Origin of the sequence: Aquabacterium sp. NJ1, from assembly GCF_000768065.1 — a bacterium.
Classification (GTDB): domain Bacteria; phylum Pseudomonadota; class Gammaproteobacteria; order Burkholderiales; family Burkholderiaceae_C; genus Aquabacterium.
Genome location: NZ_JRKM01000001.1, coordinates 3,456,483 through 3,474,824, shown reverse-complemented (window position 1 = coordinate 3,474,824; position 18,342 = coordinate 3,456,483). Strand labels below are relative to the sequence as shown.

The following is an 18,342-nucleotide window of genomic DNA, read 5'->3' as shown; positions in this document are numbered from 1 at the left end:
GCCGGCTCGGCAGCCTCGTAACTGTATACTTATACAGTTATGGAGCACGCCTCTCACGACCCATCCTGGACACTGGGACGCACCCATCTGTCGCGCCTGATGAAGATCTGGCGCTCGGCGGGCTGGCCTTGCCGTGACCCGATCGAGCTGGATCTGCTGGCCGCGGGCCTGATCGAGGCCCACACGGACGAAGCCGGCCGTGACACCTTGCGCCTGAGTCCTTCGGGCTTCGAAGCACTGGCCGCCAGTCGGCAGCGCAATCTGCGCGCGATGAGCCGGCACGAACGGCTGGCGCAGCGCGTGGCGCGGCAACTGGTCGATGCGGGCCGGCTGGTCTGGCTGGAGCTGGCCTTGCGAGCCCATGTTCAGGCCCACGTTCAAGCCCATGTTCAGGCGCCCGAACAAGCCGCCGCCGATCCCGCATGGGTGGCCTCAGAAGCCCTGCCTGATCCGGGCTTGTGGCCGTTGGAAGCCGCAGCCACCACCCCGGCGCCTGAATCCACAGGCAGCTGGCGCATGGCCCGCCCCGATGTGTTCTCGGTGCGCCATACCTCGGTCGAGGCCTACCTTCAGCCCGTCGTGCACGAGATCAAGGTCAGCCGCGCTGACTTGCTGTCCGACCTGCGCCATGCGGCCAAGCGCGAGGCCTATCAGTGGCTGGGTGGCGCCTGCTATTACGTGTTCCCGGCCGGCATCGCCAAGCCCAACGAGATCCCCGAAGCCTTCGGCATCTGGGTGGTGCATGGCGACATCGACACCGGGCAGCTTGAGCAAGTGCGGCCCGCCCGACACGTCCACCGCCCCTTGCCCTTTCCTGTCTGGATGGCGCTGGCCAAGTCCACGCCATGGCGGCCTGATGACCTGGCCGATGCCCAAGCCCAGCTCGGTGAAACGATCAAGCCCGATCAGGCCCCAGCTTGAGCCATGACGCCGCCTGGCGGCTCAGCTCATTCAATTTTGCATAGAAGCGGCCCACGTGCAGGCCATCGACCACGCCATGGTGCACCTGCACGGCCACGGGCATCACCACGGCGCCGGCCCGCTCGGTGTACTGCCCCAGCGTGATCACCGGGATGTAGCCGTAGACCGGGTCATACGGGTGCGTGAACGCCGTGAAGCTGAACCAGGGGATGCTGGTGATGAAGAACATGTGGTGCTTCTCGCCCACGCTCAGATCGGGCTGCCGCTTGACGGCGTCCATGCGGCGCTGCGTCTCTTCGCAATAGCGGCCGAAGTCGGAGGTGTGCTCGCCGTCGCAGAAGCTGAACAGGTCGCCCTCGCGCGCCACGGTGTAGCCCGGGTCCACACGCTCGAACTCGTAGAGCACGCCATCGATCATGCGGTGGCGCAACTCGGGCACCGCATTGACCGCACTGGACACCGCATGGCTCAAGGCCACGAAAAACGACACGCCCGCGGCCTCGGCCTGCCGCTTGATGCCGGTCACCTCCACCTCACACGTGGTGCTGAACTGCGGCAGCAAGCGGCTGTTGAAGGCGCGCAGGATGTCCGCGCGGGCATAGGTGTTCAGGTCGATCGGGCGCTTGGAGGGCGGCATCGGGGCTCTCTGCTGATGGGTTCGCTCAGGAAATCGCCCCAATCTACACCGACTTGAGGGAGGTCGCTCCGGCACGTCGGATGCAACAATTCAACGACAAACGATCAACAACACACAACACGAGACCAGCATGCGAGCCTTTACCAGCAAAGTCATCCAGTCGGGCAGCATCCTTGCCCTGCCCCTGCTGTTTGCAGCCGGTCAGGCCCAGGCGCAATCGTCGGCGCCGCTGCGCATCGACTTCACGCTGCAGCAGGCTTCGGGCGCGGCCCTGTCGCCCAGCCTGGCCGAGTCGGGCTACCTCTTGCTGACCTTCGATGACAGCACCCCGCTGCTGACCGACGGCGCCACCACCACCTTTGCGCCCACCTACACGGCCGAGCTGCATCTGGATGGCGCCCACCCCAGTGACACGGAAGCACAGCAGATTGGCTCGCTCTACCAGTTCGGCGGCACATATGGTCTCTCGCTGGACCTGAGCAATGCCTGGTCGCAAGAAGGCGTGAGCCACACCGATGCGTTCACCTTCTCGTTCGAGGCCACCACGGACGCCACCCCGCTGCTGGACTCGTCCAGCGCCTTCGCGCTGTTTGCAGCGCAACAAGCGGCCACGAGCGGCGGCGGTCAGGTCTTCCTGAGCAAGGACAGCGGCAGCGAACTGGGTTCGACCCACGACGAATACACGTTCAACGCGGCCATCACCAATGTGTCGGTGGTACCCGAGCCCACCTCTTTGGCCCTGCTGCTGCAAGGAGGCCTGGCCATGGGCGGCCTGTTCGCAGCCCGCAAGCTGCGCCAGCCCCGCGCCTGATCACAAGGCCGCCAGATAGGCCCCCACGGCCCGCTGCACCTCGGCGTGCAGTGCGGCCCTGTCCAGCTCGGGCCCCTGCGTGAGCAGGCTCTGTGTGACCCAGCCATACACCATGGTGTGCACCATGCGCGCCACCACCGGCACCCGCTCTGGCGCTGGCGCTTGGGCAGACGCCGACAAGGCCTGCGCCCACAGCGCCACGAACTGGTCGTAGTGCTTGCGGTAGGCATCAGGGCTGGACACCTGGCGCTCCAGCATGAACAGCGCGGCCCAGACCGCCCCCTCGTCCATCACCAGGCCGAGTTGTGCGTCGATCAGGCCCTGCACCAGCGCCAGCATGGGCGCCCCCTGGTGCGCCTGCACGTACGCCCCCATGGCCTGTGCCAACCGTTTGACACGCATGTGGATGGTCAAGGCGGCCAGTGCCTGCTTGTTGGCCACGTACTCGTAGAAGGTGCCCACGCCCACGCCGGCCACGGCCGCCACTTCGCGGATGGTCACCCCGGCATAACCGCGATCCATCAAAACCCGAACAAAGGCCTCCTGCAAGGCCTCCGAACTCACGCGCGCCCGCGCCTGCCGCGGCTTGCGCCGTGTGGCTGCTGAAACCCGAACACCTGAGGCAGGCTTTTTTCCTAGACTGGCTGGCATGCAAGACAAGCCCCAAGGGCTGGATGGAGACGACCCATGACCTGGCAAACGCACGAGATCACGAACCAGTTCGACGAGCTGCAAGACTACAACCTGTTCGACACCGATGCACCCCTGCGGGAAGCCTTGGAACGTGCCGGGGCATCCGACTTCGCCCCACAGTTCCAGGCTTATGGTGCCACGCTGGGCCAGGCGGAAACCTATGCCCTGGCTGACCAGGCCAACCGCTACACGCCCGAGTTGAAGTCCTTTGACGCCCGCGGGCGCCGGGTGGACCAGGTGAACTTTCACCCCAGCTGGCACGGCCTGATGGCGCTGTACCGCGGGCAAGGCCTGATCGCCATGCCCTTTGCAGATGATCGCCAGGGCCGATGGGCGGCCTGGGCCGCGGGCTTCTACATGCATGGTCAGGTCGAAGCCGGCACGCTGTGCCCCGCCACGATGACGCAGGCCGCCATTCCCCTGATCCAGCGTGAACCCGCGCTGTGGTCGGCCATGAAGGATCAGTTGCTCAGCCCGGACTACGACCCGCGCGACCTGCCCTTGGCCAGCAAACGATCGATCTGGATCGGCATGGGCATGACGGAAAAACAAGGCGGCTCGGACGTGCGCGCCAACACCACCCTGGCCACGCCCACCGGCCAGGGCGAGCGTGAATACACCCTGCGCGGCCACAAGTGGTTCTTCTCCGCGCCCATGTGCGATGCCCACCTGGTGGTGGCACGCACCGCCGAGGGCGGCCCCAGCTGCTTCTTCGTGCCACGCTGGCGCCCCGATGGCAGCAAGAACCCCGTCGAAGTGCAACGCCTCAAGGGCAAGGTCGGCAACCGCAGCAACTCCAGCAGCGAAGTCGAGTTCAAGGACGCCCACGGCATCCTGATGGGCGAACCCGGCCGCGGCATCCCCACCATCATCGAGATGGCCACGTACACGCGGCTCAATTGCGTGGTGGGCAGCGCCGGCATGGTGCGCCAGGGCCTGGTGCAAGGCCTGGCCTATGCCCGTCAACGCAAGGCCTTCGGTCGCCTGCTGGTGGACCAACCCCTGATGCGCGCCGTGCTCACCGACCTGGCGCTGGAAAACGAAGCCAATGTGGTGCTGATGATGCGCCTGGCCCAGGCCTACGAGCGCGACGACAGCCCAGTCGAAAAGGCCTGGAAGCGCGTGATGACGCCGGCTGCCAAGTTCTGGGTCTGCAAGCGCGCGGTCGAGCTCACCGGCGAGACCATGGAGATCTTCGGTGGCAATGGTTATGTGGACGAGGGTGTGATGGGCCGCCTGTTCCGCGAAGCACCCGTCAACTCGATCTGGGAAGGCTCAGGCAATGTGATGTGCCTGGATGTGATGCGCGCCATCAGCAAGGAGCCTGCCGCGGCCATGGCCTTGCTGGACGACCTGGCCCAAGGCATGGGCGGCGATGCCCGGCTCAAGGCCGCGCGACAAGGCTTGCTGGACATGCTCAAGGAACCGCCTGAGCAGCTCGAAGCCCTGGGCCGCCGCTTTGCCGAGCGCCTGGTGCTGCTGGCCCAGGCCTGCCTGCTGCAGCGCCATGCGCCCAGTCAAGTGGCCGATGCCTTCATCCAGACCAGGCTGGATCCGCAATGGGGCCGCGTGGTGGGCAGCATCGACACGCGCTCATTGGCCGTGGACGCCATCCTGCAGCGCGCCTACCCGGGCTGAAGCAGGCACCGTTCGCGACCGCGTGGCGCCTTGATGGCTCACATGGGCGCCCATCACGTCATGCGATCACGTTTGGCCAGATCCGGAAACAGTCTGGTCCAGGCCAGCGCGATCAGCATGGAGCCGACACCGCCCAGCACCACAGAGCCCACCGCCCCGAACGCGGCGGCCGTGACGCCCGATTCGAACTCGCCCAGCTGATTGGAGGCGCCAATGAAGATCGAGTTGACGGCGGCCACCCGGCCCCGCATCTCGTCGGGTGTTTCAAGCTGTGTGAGCGTCAGCCGCGTGACCACACTCACGTTGTCGGCCGCCCCGGTCACGGCCAACGCGACCATGGACAACCAGAAACTCGACGACAGGCCGAACACCAAGGTGGCCAGGCCAAACACGCCCACGGCCATCAACAGCTTGGGGCCCACCTTGCGGTCCAGCGGCCAGCGCGTGAGCACCAGCGACATGCTCAAGGCACCCACGGCCGGTGCCGCCCGCAAAAGCCCCAGCCCCATCGGCCCGGTGTGCAGGATGTCCTTGGCATAGATGGGCAACAAGGCCGTGGCCCCACCCAGCAAGACGGCGAACAAGTCCAGCGAGGTGGCGCCCAGCAGCACCTTGCGTTGCCACACGAAGTGCAGGCCGGCAAAAACATCGCCCCATGAACTGGCCTTGCGTGCGGGCACGAAGTCATAGCGAATCAACACGGCCAGCGTGAAGGCCAACAGCAGCAGCGCCGTGCAGGTCACATACACGGTGCTGGCGCCCGTTGTGTAGAGCAAGCCACCCAGGGCCGGCCCGGAAATCACCGCCACCTCCATGCCGCTGGAGCTCACGGCAATGGCCCGCTGCAGCAAATGGCGTGGCACCAGCAAGGGCGTGAGTGCCTGCTGCGCCGGCATCTGGAAGGCCCGAGCCAGGCCCAGCGCCACCGACAGCCCGAGGATCAGCTCACGCGAAGCATGACCCGACAACGTGGCCCACAAGAGCAAGGAGGCCACACCCCCCTGCGTCAGCATGCAAGCGGCGAAGATGCGCGCCCGGTTGAAGCGGTCGGCCACCTGCCCGGCCGGCAAGGTCATCACCAGCGCGGGCACGAACTGGAACAGGCCCACCATGCCCAGGTCCCACGCACTGGCGGTGAGGTCGTACATGTGCCAACCCACCGCCACCATCAACATCTGGTTGGCCATGATCCCGGCCAGACGAGACACCCAGAAACGCACGAACTGCGTCTGCGCGAACAGCTCGCGCAAATGAGACATCAACATGGTTCACCAACGTGCTTGCAGCCATCGACGAATGGCCTGCCAAGCCAGCCAGCATACGGGCTTCGGATCAACCTTGCCGCACACGGGACTCTTGCCGCATGCTCAAGCAGCCGGCTCGTTCAGCCTCTTGAGCAACAGCACATACGGCACGCCATACATATCGGGCAGCGTGCGTTCCAGCTCGAAGCCTGCCCGCGCATACAAGCGCTGCGCGCTGGCCATCACTGGCGTGGTGTGCAAGGCCAGCGCAGGCGCATGGTCACGCTGCGCACGCGCGATGCATTCTTCCAGCAGGCGCTGGCCCACGCCGGCACCACGCCCGAACGGCGCCACCGACAACAGGCGCACGATGGGCCACTCCGGCGCGAAGAAATCGGGGCGAGGCTGATTCGCCCCCACATAGCCCACTGCGCCGATGAGCCGGCCGCCCCGCTCGGCCACCAGCACCTCGCTGTGGTCCGCATGCTGCGTCAAGGCCGTGAGGCGCGGCGCCAGCTCATGCCAGCCCGGCATGATGGGTGCCAACTCCAGCCACGCTTCGCGCACCAGCGTGTCCACGGCGTCCTTGTCTGCCGGCTGAAAATCCCGAATCCGAAGGTTCATACCATCCTGCGTTTTTGATCATGGGGCTCGATCCCCTGACGCACTGTGGCATAAAGAGCCCACAACCGATCACAGACCTCACACGTGTCCACCACTTATTCTTCTCGCTGGTTTCGGCGCCTGGCGCTGGCGCTCGTGCTGCTGCCCGTCCTGTGCTGGGCCGCTGCCGTGGGCTACATCTGGTCCAGGCAAGAAAAGCTCTTGTTCGTGCCCACGGTGCTGGCCCAGGACCACACCTTCCATGAAGCAGACACCCAGGAAGAGTGGGTGAACGTGCCCGGCGCGCGCCTGCACGCTCTGCACCTGCGCCAGCCCCTGGTCAATGGCCAACGGCACACGCGCGGCATCGTGTTCTATCTGCACGGCAACGCGGGCAATGTGGCCACCTGGTTCACCAATGCGGACTTCTGGCGGCGCAGCGGCTACGACCTGTTCATGCTGGACTACCGGGGTTATGGCAAAAGCTCAGGCCACATGGAGGACGAAGCCCAGTTGCTGGACGACGTGATGCGCGCCTGGCAACAGGTGGCCCCCGAATACCAGGGACTCAAGCACGTGATCTTCGGCCGCTCGCTCGGCTCAGGCCTGGCCACCTACCTGGCCACACAAGTGCCCACCGATCTGTTGCTGCTGGTCTCGCCCTATACGAGCATCGAGGCCATGGCCCAGGCACATTACCCCTGGGTGCCCGGCGCCGTGTTGCGCTACCCGCTGCACACCGATCGCTGGCTGCCCGATGTCCAGGCCAAGGTCGTGATCTTCCATGGTGAGCGCGACACCCTGATCCCCATCGCGCACGCAGAGCAACTCCAGGCCATCAAGCCGCAGGCCGTGTTGCTGCGCTTCCCGCAGGCAGGCCATGGCGACATCCATCAGTTGCCAGCCTATACCGAGGCCTTGATGGCCCAGTTGCAAGGCCTGTGACCTGGCACCGCGCCAGGCCGGCTCCGCTTAGCGCGTCAGCCGCAAGGTGTGCACGTAGAGCGCCTCGACTTTCTCACGCGCCCAAGGCGTCTTGCGCAGGAACTTCAGGCTGGAAGACACACTGGGTTCGAAGGTGAAGCAGCGAACCGGGATCAGCCGTCCCAGCTCCTCCCACCCGTAGTAGTCAGAGAGGTCTTCCACCATGCGCGCCAGGGTGACGCCATGCAAGGGGTTGTTGGGCTGGTCGTTCATGCCAACACCATGCCACAAAATGGCGGCAACCCCTCGCAGGCTTCAATGCGCAGACGCTTCCAGCCGGAACACCTTGACCGCTTCGGCCAGCACGCGTGCACGCTCGGCCAGCGACGAAGAGGAAGAAGCAATCTGGTTGACCGCCGCCGCGTTCTGCTGCGTGATGTCTTCCAGCTGCGTCACGGCCGTGTTCACCTGCGAGATCGCCGTGAGCTGCTCTTTCGCCCCATGGCTGATCTCGGCGACCAGGGTGCCCATGCTGTCGACCGACTGCAGCGCGTGCTGCATGGCGCCTCGTGCCGAGCCACTCAGTTCACTGCATGCCAGCACCTTCTCACCAGAAACGGTGATCAGCTGCCGAACCTCCTTGGCCGCATTGCCCGTGCGCTGCGACAAGGCGCGCACCTCGGCCGCCACCACCGCAAAGCCACGGCCCTGCTCACCCGCACGTGCCGCTTCAACCGCTGCGTTCAAGGCCAGGATATTGGTCTGGAAGGCGATGCTGTCGATCACCTGGATGATGTCGTTGATGCGCTTGGAGGAGGCCTCCATGTCCACCACGGTTTGTGTCAGGTCACCCACGGCATGATCGCACTGCTGCGCCATGGACGTGGTCTGCACAGCCAGGCTGGCGGCGTGCTCGGCGGTATCGGCGCTCTGGCGAACCGTGCCCGTGATCTGCTCCATCGATGCGGTGGTCTGCTCCAGGCTGCTGGCCTGAGACTCGGTGCGGGCCGACAGGTCCTGATTGCCTTGCGCGATCTCCTGGGTCGACACGAGCATGTGGTCGACCTCGGTGCGCGCGTCACGCACGATGGCCCGCAGGTTGACCTGCAACTGGTTGAGCGAGCGGGTGAACTGCCCGATGACATCGGCACGATCCGAGTGGCAGGTGACCGACAGGTCGCCCGCCGCCAGCACGTTGGCGTAACGCAGCAAGCCCTTGATCGGGCTGAAGGCGACGCGCACGAAAGCCGCACGCCCCAGCGACACCAGGCCGATCAGCACCACACTGGCCATCAGGCTGGCCCACCCCTGCAGCAAGGACAGGCCTCCCGCGGCCACCGCCCCCATCAGGAAAGACAGCGAAGCCAGGATCACCGCCGCCAGTGTCAACTGCCCCGCCAGGTCCAGGTTGAACAGGGCGCGCACACGCCCCACCCAGTCGAGGCGAATCACATGCCCGCAACGCAGCGCCAGTTGCTTGTCAGCGCGCTGCGCATCCGCGTTCAAGCGGGCATACAACTGCCCGGCCTGCGCGATGTCCGCCGCGGAAGGGGCCGTGCGCACGGACATGTAGCCCACGGGCTTGTCATCCACGATCAGCGGCGTCACATTGGCCCGCACCCAGTAGTAGCGACCGTCCTTGCGGCGGTTCTTGACCAAGGCCGTCCAGGGCTGCCCGGACTGGATCGTGGCCCACATGTCCCGAAACGCCTCGGCCGGCATATCGGGGTGACGAATCAGGTTATGCGGCTGGCCCAGCAATTCCTCGCGCGTGTAGCCACTGACGTGGATGAAAGCCGGGTTGCAATAGGTGATCCGGCCCTTGAGGTCGGTCGTGGACACCAGAGATTCACCAACAGGGAAAGGGAAGGCCTCATCAAGGATGGGCAAATTACTGCGCATGGACTGCCTGACGGGCAAACGGCCAGAAGCCGGACGTGCTGCCCAGATTGGATGAATGAATGCGGGAAGGTCTCTTGAGGACCAAGTCTAGGTGTGATGCCAGAAAGCAGCTGGTGCGATTACTGACTGAAATGGCCACTATTTATCGCTTCAGACCGGTTTACCCATTCATAAGGAATATGAATCTCGCCACGAATATCAATAAATGATTTTATTAATTATTTATGATCGAAAGGGCTTGTAAATATCAGGCATCACAACCTGCGCTGGGGCATGGGCGATCCGGCTTGTGACATAGTCAAACCATGTTCAGACACCTTGTCATCGTCACCTGCGCGGCACTGCTGGGCCACACTGCTGCGGCGCAAAGTGAGGCGGCCTCCGCGCCCCCCAACCCCTTTTTCCTGGAAGCAGCGGATTGCGCGGCCGCGTTCGAAGCGCGTGTGATCGAGCGCAAGGCGCAACCCCGATCAGAGGCCCGCAACCAGGCCATCCTGCACGACACCGAACTGGGCTTTGTCTACATCGGCGTGGCTTACCGGCGCGGCCTGCGCAACCCCGCAGCCGACGAGATGCTCAAGGCCGCCGAAAAACGTTGGAGCCAACTGAGCAAGCGCGATCAGGCCAAACGCCTGGCTTCCTGCGTGACGCAGGCCGAGCAGCTCATGGAAGACGTGAGCGGGCTGGAGCGCTTCATCGTCAAGAACCGCGCCAGCGCACGGGTGGACAGGCTGCTGGAAAAAGAAGCCCAGGCCACCCAAGCCAAGCCTTGAGGCTTCACACGCATCAGGCAGGCGGCAAGGCCGGAGCCTTGTAGACCAGCACCTTGAGCGCACGCTCGGGTGACACGTCGGCGAACACAGCGGGGTTGGCCACCCTTTGCTCGAACGTCAGCTCGGGGGCCAGCTCACGCATCTGATCCTGCAAAAAGGCCAGATCCAGCTCGGGCGCGTTCAGGCACAACAACGCATAGCCACCCGGCATCAGCAGATCAGGCAGACGCCGCATGAGGCGGGCGTAGTCCTTGGTGGCCACGAAGCTGCCCTTCTGGTAGCTGGGCGGGTCCACGATGATCAGGTCATAAGGGCCGATGCGCGTGATCTTGCCCCAGGTCTTGAAGACATCGTGCGGCATGAAGCTGGCGCCATCCGTGAGGCCGTTGAGCGCGTGGTTCTGCTTGCCGATGGCCAGCGCGCCATCGCTCATGTCCAGGTTGAGCACGTGCCGCGCGCCGGCCTGCAGGGCCACCACCGAAAAGGCACAGGTGTAGGCAAACAGGTTGAGCACCTTGATGCCGGGGCGAGCCGCCACATGCTCGCGCACCCAGCGCCGGCCCTCGGCCATGTCGAGAAACAGGCCATGGTTCTGGCCCTTGAGCACATGCACCCGATAGCGCGCGCCCTGTTCGCTCACCACATGCGGCTGGGGCACCTCGCCGGCCATCAGGCGGGTCTCGGCCTGGCCTTCATACCGGCTCTGGAAGACCCAGTTCAAAGGCTGATCAGGGGCGAGCTGCTGCCAGCGCACCGTCAGTGCGGCCTCGATGGTGGCCAGGGCTTCATCCGTGACCGGCCCGAAGCTGGTCAGCACCCAGACGGGCGGGAAGGCGTCCAGCACCCATTGTTCGCTGCCGGGGTACAGGCCGCCCCGTCCGTGGAAGATACGCTGGGCGTCGAGGGGCATGGCCATCGTCGCGATGGCTTGCAGCAAGGCTTGCATGGGGTCAGGCGTCAAAAATGAACCGGGCGGGATGGTGCCCGGCCCACATCATGCCTTGCGAAAGACCCCTGGTGCCAATGGCTGCAACGGTGTGGTGCAAGGTGCGCGCCCTTCGGCCGTGCCGATGAAGAACAAGCCGCCTGGCCGCAGCCGCCCCAGGACGCGATCGACCACGGCGCGCTTGGTGGCCGCGTCAAAGTAGATCAGCACATTGCGCAGGAAGACCACGTCAAAGGGCCCCACGCAGCTGGCGTCCTGACACAGGTTGAGCTGGCCAAAGCGCACGTGTTCGCGCAAGCGATCCTGGATCTGCACCAGGCCTTCGGATTCGTCCTCGCCACGCAGGCAGTAGCGCTTGAGCCGCTCGGTGGACACATGGCGCAAGCGCTCAGCCGGGTAGATGCCCGTGCTGGCACTGCGCAGCACACGGTCGCTGATGTCGGTGCCCAGTACCGACCAGTCGGCACCCATGCGCCCTTGCGATTGCAAGTCGGCCAGCAGCATCGCGATGCTGTAGGCCTCGTCGCCAAACGATGAGGCTGCGCTCCACACCGACAGCCGGCGCGGTTTGGTCCGCATCACCTCGCGTGCCAGCAGATCAAAGTGCGCGGGCTCACGAAAGAAGTAGGTCTCGTTGGTGGTCAGCAAGTCCACGGCCATCTGGAACTCGCCGCCCGCTTCATGCCCCGAGATCAGGTCGACATACTCGTCGAAGCTGTGCAGGCCCAGCCGCTGGACGCGCGCCGACAGCCGGGATGTCACCAGCGGTTTTTTGCTCTCGGCAAAGGACAGCCCGATCTCCGCATGCATCAGGTTCGTGATGCGGTGAAAGGTGTCGTCACGCAGCGCCTCCATACGCCAGCCCTCCTGCCTGCTCGATCAATACGGACGGAAGTTGCCGTGCGTGCCGGTTGCCGCCATCTTCGGTGCGGCGGGCTCAACCTTGTTCAGGGTGCGCATGGGTGAGTTGGGCGCGCGGCGATCCGCACCGTTGAAGGCATCAGGCCGGCCCTTCATGCTGGATGCATTGCCCTGGCCCAGGTTGAAGAAGGCCACCGCCTGCTGCAGCTGCTCGGCCTGGCCTGAGAGCTCTTCCGATGTGGCGGCCAGCTCTTCAGATGCCGATGCATTTTGCTGCGTGGCCTTGCTCAATTGCCCCATCGCCCCACCAATCTGCGCGACCGATTGGCTCTGCTCTTGCGAGGCGGCGGCGATCTCCTGCACCAGGTCGCTGGTCTTCTGGATCGAGGGCACGATCTCACCCAGCAGCTTGCCGGCGCGCTCGGCGGTCGACACGCTGTTGCCAGCCAGGTCACCGATCTCTTGTGCGGCTTCCTGGCTGCGCTCGGCCAGCTTGCGCACCTCGTCGGCCACCACGGCAAAGCCCTTGCCATGCTCGCCCGCACGCGCCGCTTCGATGGCCGCGTTCAAGGCCAGCAGGTTGGTCTGATAGGCAATGTCGTCCACGATGGAAATCTTCTGCGCGATCTGCTTCATGGCGTCCACGGTCTGCGTCACCGCATGCCCGCCCTCGCCCGCTTCCGTGCTGGCCTTGGAGGCCATGCTGTCGGTCACCTTGGCGTTCTCGCTGTTCTGCGTGATCGAGGCCGACATCTGGTCGATGGACGCGGTGGTCTCTTCCACCGACGAAGCCTGCTCCGTGGCCGATTGCGACAGGGCCTGCGCCGTGCTGCTGACCTGCGTGGCCGCGCCCGTCAGCGCATCGGCGGCCGCACGCACTTCCTGGATGATGCCGGCCAGCGTGTCGCAACTGGTATTGGCGTCGTTCTTCACTTGCTCGAAGGTGCCTTGTGCATCACGGGTGATGCGCTGCGTCAGGTCACCGGTGGCGATGCCCGAGAACACGCGCCCCACATCGGCAATGATGGCGGCCAGCTTTTCACTGGTGGCATTGGCGTCGCGCTTGACCTGGTCAAACGTGCCGCTGTAATCCCGCGTGATGCGCTGGGTCAGGTCGCCCTCGGCCAGGGCGCCGAACACACGGCCCACATCATCAAAGATCACCGCGGTGGTTTCCATCAACACGTTCACGCCCGAGCACAGGGTCTCGATCGGGCCGCTCTTGCCTTCCAGCGGGATGCGCTGGCTCAGGTCGCCATCCTTGGCGGCGCTGGTCACGTGCTGAGCCTGCTCCACAGCCTGCCTCAACATGTTGTTGGCATGGACCTCGGCCGTCACGTCGGTGGCGTACTTGACCACCTTGAAGGGCTTGCCGTTCATGTCCATGATGGGGTTGTACGAGGCCTGGATCCAGATCTCACGGCCGCCCTTTCCCAGGCGCTTGTACTGCCCTGCGTCGTACTCGCCACGCCCGAGCTTTTCCCAGAACAGGCGGTAGTCCACGCTGTTGCGGAAGTCCGGGTCGACGAACATCGAATGGTGCTGGCCCTTGATCTCGCTGAGCGTGTAGCCCAGCGTGCTCAGGAAGTTCTCGTTGGCGTGCAGGATCTTGCCGTCCAGGCTGAACTCGATCACCGCTTGCGCCTTGCTGATGGCTTTGAGCTGGCCTTCGAAGTCGGCAGCCTGCAGCTTGGCCTGCGTGATGTCGGTGGCGTACTTGACCACCTTGAAGGGCTTGCCGTTCATGTCCAGGATCGGGTTGTACGAAGCCTGGATCCAGACCTCACGGCCGCCCCGGCCCAGGCGCTTGTACTGCCCCGCGTCGTACTCGCCACGCCCGAGCTTTTCCCAGAACAGGCGGTAGTCCACGCTGTTGCGAAAGTCCGGGTCGACGAACATCGAATGGTGCTGGCCCACGATCTCGCTGAGCGAGTAGCCCAGCGTGTTCAGGAAGTTGTCGTTGGCGTGCAGGATCTTGCCGTCCAGGCCGAACTCGATCACCGCCTGCGCCTTGCCAACCGCATTGAGCTGCCCTTCGAAATCGGCGGCACGCAGCTTGGCCTGGGTGATGTCGGTGGCGTACTTGACTACCTTGATGGGCTTACCTTGCGCGTCCAGCACGGGGTTGTACGAGGCCTGGATCCAGACTTCCTTGCCGTCCTTGCCGATGCGCTTGTATTCGCCCGCATCGAACTCGCCCCGGTTGAGCCTGTCCCAGAAGGCGCGGTACTCGTGCGAGGCTGCGTAGCTGGGTTCGACAAACATGCTGTGGTGCCGGCCCTTGATGTCATCGAGCTGGTAACCCAGGGTCTTCAGGAAATTGTCATTGGCGTGAAGAACGGTGCCATCCAGCTTGAACTCGATCACCGCTTGCGATCTGTTCACGGCCGCCAGCATGGCCTCGGCCTCCGCTCGTGCTTGTGTCTGCTGCTGCAAGGCTTCTGCGGCCTGTTTCAATGGGGCGCGCGCAAACAGGCGTGCGAGCAAGGAGGCTTGGGCTTGGCTCATGGTGATTCCGATCCCTTTGAGACACCGAACGAAAAGTTGAATACGCCGAAACGCCAATCAATGGCGGGAGGCAAATCCAGGCAAACCCGTTCCACCTCAGTCAGGAGTTTCGTCAGAAGCACCAGCGGATTGACTTTAATTTCTCTGAAAGGGAGCTACTTTTCACGCAAGAAAGGGGGATTCAAACCCTCCACGGTATCCAGTGAAACAGCTTGAATACCTGATTACAAAAGGGTTATTGCTGGCGGCGAGGGTCAGCATCAGAATATTCGTCGACTTCAGCCTGACCGCGCCATCCGATGGCATGACCAACCATTCAAAACCAGGAATGCACCATGAAACGCTTGCCTTTGCTGATCCTTTGTGGGCTCATCATGACCACGGCCACACACGCGCAACCCGTGATGCAGGGCGGCATCCTGACCGATGCAAGTGGCCGCACGCTGTACACCTTTGACAAAGACCAGCCCGGCAAGAGCAGTTGCCAAGGGCCCTGCGCCCAGAACTGGCCAGCCTACACCGCGGCGCCCGCAGCGGATGCCAAGCTCGCCCCCGAGGCCAGTCGCTTCGAGCGTGATGGCGCGCAGCAATGGGCCTGGAATGGCAAGCCGCTGTACTACTTCGCCGGCGACACCAAGGCGGGCGACCGCAATGGCGATGGCCGCAACGGTGTCTGGCACGTCGTGCCATCAACGGCGTCGGCCAGCAGCACCCCGGCAGCGGGCAAAACGCCCATGTCCACCTACTGATCAGCCCGCTGGTCGCGCAGGCTCACTTCACGCGCTGCTTTTCCAGCTTGCGGGCCAGGGTCCGGCGGTGCATGCCCAGGCGCCGGGCCGTCTCGGAGATGTTGAAGCCGGTCTCGGCCAGCGTTTCGTGGATGCGCTCCCACTCCAGCGTCTTGATCGAGGTCGTCCGCTCGGTCAACTCCACATCGGTGTCACCCTCGACCCGCGAGAACGCCGCTTCGATGTCATCGGTGTTGGCCGGCTTGGCGAGGTAGTGGCGCGCGCCCAGCTTGATCGCCTCCACCGCCGTGGCGATGCTGGCGTACCCCGTCAGCACCACGATCACCATGTCGGGGTCATGGGCCTGCAGGTCTTGCACGCAAGCGAGGCCTGAGTCACCACTGGCCAGCTTGAGGTCCACCACGGCATAAGCCGGGCGATGCGTTTGCAGCAGCCCCTTCACCTCGGCCAGGCAGGACGCGCGCAGCACCTCGTAACCCCGGCGCTCGAAGGAGCGTGCCAAGGTGCGGGCGAAGGCGTCATCGTCCTCGACGATGAGCAGTTGGCGTTGGGCTTGCATGGGGCGTTATTTTGAGGTCATCAGCGATGCCAATGGCAGCGTGATGACCACTTCGGCCCCACCGCCCGGGCGATTGTGCGCCTCGATGCGCCCACCCAGCGTGCGCGCCACGTTCACCGACAGGAACAAGCCCAGCCCACCACCAGGCCGGCCTTTGCTCGATTCATACGGCTTGCCAAAGCGCTGCAGCATCTGCGGTGTGAAGCCCGGCCCTTGATCTTGCACGCGCAGGGTCAAGGTGTCGTCCTCGCAACTGGCCTGCACGCGCAACAGGCCTTGTGGTGCGGCCTCCAGCGCGTTGTCCAGCACGTTGTCGATCATCTGCCGCAGTGCGGTGTCGGCAATGAAAGGCACGTCGGGCAAGTTGTGGCGGTCGAAAATCAGCTCTTTGACCGGCCGGGTCTGGCGCCACTCTTCCACCAGCTCATCCAGAAAATCGTGCAAGGTGGTTTCTTCAGGCGCCTCGCCACGCGTCTCGCCAGCCGATTGCAGGATGCCGGTGACGATGGACTTGCAGCGGCTGACCTGCACCTGCATCTGCTCGATCTCTTCGCGCAACTCGGGCTCGGCCGCAAACGGCGTCATGCGGGCCCAGTCGCCCAGGATCACCGACAGCGTGGCCAGCGGCGTGCCCAGTTCGTGCGCCGCGCCCGATGCCAGCAGCCCCATTCGGACGATGTGCTCCTCTTCTGCGGCACGCTGGCGCAAATCGGCCAGGCGCGCGTCGCGTTGCCGCAGATTGCGCCCGATGCGCCCGATGAAGATGACCAGCAGCGACGCGTTGATGAGGAAACACGCCAGCAGGCCGCCCACATAGTGTGCAGACGGCGCGGGCCCACCCACATCCGGAAAGGCCAGCGGACGATGCCATTGCGTGAGCGCCACGAAACACAGGCTGGTGACCAGCACCATGGCCCAGGTGTAGATGGGCCGCAGCAGCACCGAACCCACGGCCACTTGCAGCAGGTACAGATAGATGAAAGGGTTGGCACTGCCGCCCGAGTAATACAACTGGCAGGTCAGCACACCCACATCCACCAGCAGACCCGCGAACAACTCGCCATTGCTCACCGGCAGGGCCAGGCGCTGGCGCAACCAGCTCGCGATGTTGAACACCGCCAGCACCGCCAGCAGCGTGACCATCTCGATGACCGGCAGGGACATGCCCAGCACGAACTCGACGATCAGGATGGTGAACAACTGGCCCGCCACGGCCAGCCAGCGCATCTGGATCAGCTGCAGCAGGTTGTTGCTGTGCGCCAGCCGCTCCGGCGCCAAAGCCACGTCACCCGTGGGTGAGACAGGCTCGGCGGGAAGCGCGGCGAGCGGGCTGATCATGGTTTGTTGCGCTGCCCGCTCAACCGGCGCAAGCGCCGCTCGTCGGCCACCAGGTAGCCCATGGCGCCCGCCGTCATGGCTGCCAGCGCAAACCAGGTCAAGGCATACACCAGGTGGTTGTTACTGAACTGCAGGACGGTCAGGCCACGCCGTGGCCAGCTGGTATCGGCGCCCTGCCCGTCCGGCACAACCGCATCGATGAAATAAGGCGCCACGGCCTGAGCGCTCAGGCCTTGCGCCGCCGCCATGGCCGGGACATCACGCGAATACCAGCGGCCATGTACCGCATCGTTCTTCTGCAAGAGGCTGCCGCCCGGCTCGGACAGGCGCAGCAGGCCGATCACCGTCTGCTCGCCAACCGGCTCGGGTGTCTGCCGCGCGGCACGTGCACTCATCTCGGTGGGCACGAAGCCCCGGTTGACCAGCACCCAGAAGCCCTGATCCGTTTGCAGCGGCGTGAGCACCCAGTAGCCCGATCCCAACTCGGTACTGGCCCGCACCAGCGTTTCACGTTCATGGGCGAAACGGCCACGCACGCTCAAGCGCCGGTATTCGTCCGCCTCGCGCTGCAGATGCGGCCAGTCAGCCGGCCCAGGTGCAGGCGCAGGCACCGCGTGCACATGCCGCGCCACGCGGGCCAGCAGTGCCTCCTTCCAGGCCAGACGCTCGACCTGCCAGACGCCCAGGGACAAGAAGCCCGCCAAAGCAAAAGCGGCCGCGATGAAAATCGCGGCCAGCGTTCTGCTTGAGCGGGGGGTATGTTGCTGCTTGGTCAGGGTCACGGCATGTTGCGCATGGCCGCAGGGTCCATGCTGGGCATCATGTTCGTGTTGAGATGGTAGAGCACCCAGATCGAACCCGACAACATGATCACAACCAAAGCCACGGTGAAGACCATGGCAAGCAGCGACCAGCCGCCTTCCACCTTGGCGTTCAAGTGCAGGAAATAGATCATGTGCACGATCATCTGAACGGCGGCAAAACCCAGGATCACGAAAGCCGTGACACGCGGCGAAGGCAGCACCTTGCCCATCACCAGCCAGAACGGGATGGCCGTGAGCACGACCGACAGCAGGAAGCCGATCAGGTAGCCCTTGTAGGTGGCGTGGTAGCCGCCTTCTTCGTGGTGGTCGTCGTGAGAATGTTGACCCATAAATAACTCCAATACGTACCAGACTGCGCCTTGGCCCTGACCCAGCGAACGCCACGGATCCGGCTTCGCCGGTCCGTCAGCG

At 64.5% G+C, this 18,342-nt stretch carries 19 protein-coding genes; 6 read left to right on the top strand and 13 right to left on the bottom strand.

The features are described 5' to 3' along the window. Nucleotides 1–39 precede the first annotated feature (39 nt). Entirely contained in the window at nucleotides 40–921 is an 882-nt protein-coding gene (locus JY96_RS14930; protein WP_035038607.1) for a hypothetical protein, read from the top strand. Here the strand turns inward: JY96_RS14930 and JY96_RS14925 are convergent. Continuing rightward, nucleotides 896–1,558: a chloramphenicol acetyltransferase gene (locus tag JY96_RS14925; protein ID WP_035038605.1), complete on the bottom strand. Its 663-nt coding sequence runs from the start codon at nucleotides 1,556–1,558 to the stop codon at nucleotides 896–898. The genes JY96_RS14930 and JY96_RS14925 overlap by 26 nt on opposite strands. A gap of 130 nt (nucleotides 1,559–1,688) precedes the next feature. On the opposite strand from JY96_RS14925, the gene JY96_RS14920 reads away from it, so the two are divergent. Next, nucleotides 1,689–2,369: a PEP-CTERM sorting domain-containing protein gene (locus tag JY96_RS14920; RefSeq protein ID WP_035038603.1), complete on the top strand. Its 681-nt coding sequence runs from the start codon at nucleotides 1,689–1,691 to the stop codon at nucleotides 2,367–2,369. On the opposite strand, the gene JY96_RS14915 is transcribed toward JY96_RS14920, so the two are convergent. Further along, nucleotides 2,370–2,933, bottom strand: coding sequence for a TetR/AcrR family transcriptional regulator (locus JY96_RS14915; RefSeq protein WP_235333941.1), 564 nt, complete (start codon nucleotides 2,931–2,933; stop codon nucleotides 2,370–2,372). A gap of 123 nt (nucleotides 2,934–3,056) precedes the next feature. On the opposite strand from JY96_RS14915, the gene JY96_RS14910 reads away from it, so the two are divergent. Beyond that, nucleotides 3,057–4,700: an isovaleryl-CoA dehydrogenase gene (locus JY96_RS14910; RefSeq protein ID WP_035038599.1), complete on the top strand. Its 1,644-nt coding sequence runs from the start codon at nucleotides 3,057–3,059 to the stop codon at nucleotides 4,698–4,700. Nucleotides 4,701–4,753: 53 nt separating this feature from the next. Here JY96_RS14910 and JY96_RS14905 read toward each other — a convergent pair whose 3' ends face one another. After that, entirely contained in the window at nucleotides 4,754–5,965 is a 1,212-nt protein-coding gene (locus JY96_RS14905; protein ID WP_035038597.1) for an MFS transporter, read from the bottom strand. Between the two features lie 102 nt (nucleotides 5,966–6,067). After that, nucleotides 6,068–6,568 carry a GNAT family N-acetyltransferase gene (locus tag JY96_RS14900; protein ID WP_035038595.1) on the bottom strand — a complete coding sequence of 167 codons (501 nt, stop codon included), beginning with the start codon at nucleotides 6,566–6,568 and terminating at the stop codon, nucleotides 6,068–6,070. A gap of 84 nt (nucleotides 6,569–6,652) precedes the next feature. On the opposite strand from JY96_RS14900, the gene JY96_RS14895 reads away from it, so the two are divergent. Continuing rightward, entirely contained in the window at nucleotides 6,653–7,492 is an 840-nt protein-coding gene (locus JY96_RS14895; protein ID WP_035038593.1) for an alpha/beta hydrolase, read from the top strand. 27 nt (nucleotides 7,493–7,519) lie between these two features. On the opposite strand, the gene JY96_RS14890 is transcribed toward JY96_RS14895, so the two are convergent. Together JY96_RS14890 and JY96_RS14885 are read right to left on the bottom strand one after the other, a co-directional pair. Then, nucleotides 7,520–7,744 (bottom strand): VF530 family DNA-binding protein, encoded by a 225-nt coding sequence (locus tag JY96_RS14890; protein ID WP_035043028.1) that lies wholly within the window; start codon nucleotides 7,742–7,744, stop codon nucleotides 7,520–7,522. A gap of 42 nt (nucleotides 7,745–7,786) precedes the next feature. Then, complete coding sequence (locus JY96_RS14885) at nucleotides 7,787–9,313, bottom strand: PAS domain-containing methyl-accepting chemotaxis protein (protein WP_235333939.1); 1,527 nt, start codon at nucleotides 9,311–9,313, stop codon at nucleotides 7,787–7,789. A gap of 365 nt (nucleotides 9,314–9,678) precedes the next feature. On the opposite strand from JY96_RS14885, the gene JY96_RS14880 reads away from it, so the two are divergent. Next, nucleotides 9,679–10,146 (top strand): hypothetical protein, encoded by a 468-nt coding sequence (locus JY96_RS14880; RefSeq protein ID WP_035038591.1) that lies wholly within the window; start codon nucleotides 9,679–9,681, stop codon nucleotides 10,144–10,146. A 13-nt stretch (nucleotides 10,147–10,159) separates the two neighbouring features. On the opposite strand, the gene JY96_RS14875 is transcribed toward JY96_RS14880, so the two are convergent. Genes JY96_RS14875 through JY96_RS23630 form a run of 3 tightly spaced genes read right to left on the bottom strand, consistent with a single transcriptional unit; the run spans nucleotide 10,160 to nucleotide 14,461 of the window. Then, nucleotides 10,160–11,092 (bottom strand): class I SAM-dependent methyltransferase, encoded by a 933-nt coding sequence (locus tag JY96_RS14875; RefSeq protein WP_035038589.1) that lies wholly within the window; start codon nucleotides 11,090–11,092, stop codon nucleotides 10,160–10,162. Nucleotides 11,093–11,140: 48 nt separating this feature from the next. Continuing rightward, complete coding sequence (locus tag JY96_RS14870) at nucleotides 11,141–11,947, bottom strand: protein-glutamate O-methyltransferase CheR (RefSeq protein WP_035038586.1); 807 nt, start codon at nucleotides 11,945–11,947, stop codon at nucleotides 11,141–11,143. Between the two features lie 24 nt (nucleotides 11,948–11,971). After that, nucleotides 11,972–14,461 carry a PAS domain S-box protein gene (locus JY96_RS23630; RefSeq protein WP_052162565.1) on the bottom strand — a complete coding sequence of 830 codons (2,490 nt, stop codon included), beginning with the start codon at nucleotides 14,459–14,461 and terminating at the stop codon, nucleotides 11,972–11,974. A gap of 335 nt (nucleotides 14,462–14,796) precedes the next feature. Between JY96_RS23630 and JY96_RS14860 the strand changes: the two genes are divergently transcribed. Next, entirely contained in the window at nucleotides 14,797–15,210 is a 414-nt protein-coding gene (locus JY96_RS14860; RefSeq protein ID WP_081961285.1) for a hypothetical protein, read from the top strand. 22 nt (nucleotides 15,211–15,232) lie between these two features. On the opposite strand, the gene JY96_RS14855 is transcribed toward JY96_RS14860, so the two are convergent. The 4 genes from JY96_RS14855 to cyoD are packed head-to-tail and all read right to left on the bottom strand — an operon-like array spanning nucleotide 15,233 to nucleotide 18,260. Next, complete coding sequence (locus JY96_RS14855; protein WP_035038584.1) at nucleotides 15,233–15,769, bottom strand: response regulator transcription factor; 537 nt, start codon at nucleotides 15,767–15,769, stop codon at nucleotides 15,233–15,235. A 6-nt stretch (nucleotides 15,770–15,775) separates the two neighbouring features. After that, nucleotides 15,776–17,107: an ATP-binding protein gene (locus JY96_RS14850; protein WP_035038582.1), complete on the bottom strand. Its 1,332-nt coding sequence runs from the start codon at nucleotides 17,105–17,107 to the stop codon at nucleotides 15,776–15,778. Further along, nucleotides 17,104–17,889, bottom strand: a complete 786-nt coding sequence (locus JY96_RS14845) for an SURF1 family protein (protein ID WP_200883520.1) — start codon at nucleotides 17,887–17,889, stop codon at nucleotides 17,104–17,106. The genes JY96_RS14850 and JY96_RS14845 overlap by 4 nt, the downstream gene beginning before the upstream one ends. Then, nucleotides 17,886–18,260 (bottom strand): cytochrome o ubiquinol oxidase subunit IV, encoded by a 375-nt coding sequence (gene cyoD, locus JY96_RS14840; protein ID WP_035038580.1) that lies wholly within the window; start codon nucleotides 18,258–18,260, stop codon nucleotides 17,886–17,888. Before cyoD ends, JY96_RS14845 begins: the two co-directional genes overlap by 4 nt. Between the last annotated feature and the right edge of the window lie 82 nt (nucleotides 18,261–18,342).